The organism is Rickettsia sp. TH2014 (genome assembly GCF_019249195.1).
Classification (GTDB): Bacteria; Pseudomonadota; Alphaproteobacteria; order Rickettsiales; family Rickettsiaceae; genus Rickettsia; species Rickettsia felis.
The window spans coordinates 1-1,799 of the sequence record NZ_MXAX01000107.1 but is presented as its reverse complement, the minus strand read 5'-3'; the positions used below and the strand labels follow the sequence as shown (position 1 = coordinate 1,799).

Genomic DNA, 1,799 nt, shown 5'->3' with positions numbered 1-1,799 from the left:
TAACTGCAATATGGAGGCATGACCAAAAATTATAATTTAGTTTACAATAATTAACTGTAATTAAATTATAGCATAACATAAAAATTGAATTTTATGGAGAAAAATAATGAGAGTTTTGTTAATTGAAGACGAGCCGGAAATGGCTAACTTAATTGAGCTAACTTTAGCTTCAGAAGGTATAGTTTGCGATAAAGCTTCAGTTGGTGTGGAAGGTTTAAGGCTTGGTAAAGTCGGTGGTTATGATCTAGTGATTTTAGACCTTATGTTACCGGATATTAATGGTTTTGAGATATTATTAAGATTGCGTGCTGCAAAAATAAAAACCCCAATCTTAATTTTATCTAGCTTAACGGATACGGATCAAAAGATTACCGGTTTCTCTTCTGGAGCCGATGATTATTTAACCAAGCCGTTTGTAAGAGAGGAATTAATTGCTAGAATTAAAGCTATAGTTAGACGTTCTAAAGGTCATGCAGCATCAGTATTTAGGTTTGATAAGGTTAGCGTAAACCTAGATACTAGAACTGTAGAAGTTGACAGCAAAAAAGTACATTTAACGAACAAAGAATATGCTATTTTAGAGTTATTAATACTCCGAAGAGGAGCTATTTTAACTAAAGAAATGTTCTTAAATCACTTATATAGTAGTGTTGACGAACCGGAAATGAAAATTATTGACGTATTTATTTGTAAACTTCGTAAAAAGTTAAGTGATGCTGCCGGCGGTAGAGATTATATCGACACTGTATGGGGACGCGGTTATATGCTAAAAGAATATGATGAATTACAACAAAAAGAAATTTTAGCACAAGGAGCATAATTAATGCCTTTATCTACTTCTTTGCTTGGTAAAAAAAGTACTTATAAAGATAGTTATGATGCGACTTTATTATTTAAAATTCCACGTATAAATAATCGAAACGAACTTGGGATAAATAGTAATAATCTTCCGTTTTACGGTGTAGATATTTGGAATACATATGAACTATCTTGTCTTAATAAGAACGGTAAGCCATGGGTTGGAGTAGGTACTTTTTATATACCGACGGATTCTGAAAATATAGTAGAATCAAAATCATTTAAACTATATCTAAATTCTTTTAATAACTTTGTTGTTGAATCAGTAGAAGAGCTAGAAAGAATTATCTTGCAGACTCTAAGTAATGTTACACACGCTAAAGTAACAGGACGCATATTTTCTATAAATACAAAAATAGAATTCGATATTCCAAGAGGTAAAAATATCGATGATTTAGATATAGTATGCAATAATTACGGTCCACCCGATAATAGTTTAATTGAGTATGAAGATGTTTTAGTAGAAGAAGAGATTAATTCTAATTTACTAAAATCAAATTGCTTAGTAACCGGTCAACCGGATTGGGGTACAATCGTTATAAAATATAAAGGAAGAAAGTTAAAACATGATTCTTTTCTGAAATATCTAATATCTTTTAGAAATTGTAATGAGTTTGCAGAGCAGTGTGCCGAGCGTATTTTTACAGATATTAAAAATGCTATAAATCCTGATTTTCTTTCTATTTATATAGTATATACTAGGCGTGGAGGAATTGATATTTGCCCCTATCGCTCTACCGATAAAAGTTATACTTTACCTCGTGATAAACGATTTATTAGGCAATAATCACTTTTCTAATCCATAAAAAATCCGTTTGCGAGAAAGGCGTTGTTGCGTGGAGATTAAAAAAAGTCARTATAGCGCTTAGAGTATAAAAATAATTAAATTTTATATAATTCTAAAAGCTATATTGAGTGTAGAAGTCAAGATTTAATCTTAC

The 1,799-nt window shown here is 30.8% G+C and carries 2 protein-coding genes; both read left to right on the top strand.

All coding sequences use genetic code 11. The annotated features are described in order from the left end of the window. Nucleotides 1-106 precede the first annotated feature (106 nt). Entirely contained in the window at nucleotides 107-820 is a 714-nt protein-coding gene (ctrA, locus tag KYQ89_RS01955; RefSeq protein WP_218460181.1) for a response regulator transcription factor CtrA, read from the top strand. Nucleotides 821-823: 3 nt separating this feature from the next. Then, nucleotides 824-1,645: an NADPH-dependent 7-cyano-7-deazaguanine reductase QueF gene (queF, locus tag KYQ89_RS01950; protein WP_218460180.1), complete on the top strand. Its 822-nt coding sequence runs from the start codon at nucleotides 824-826 to the stop codon at nucleotides 1,643-1,645. Nucleotides 1,646-1,799 lie beyond the last annotated feature (154 nt).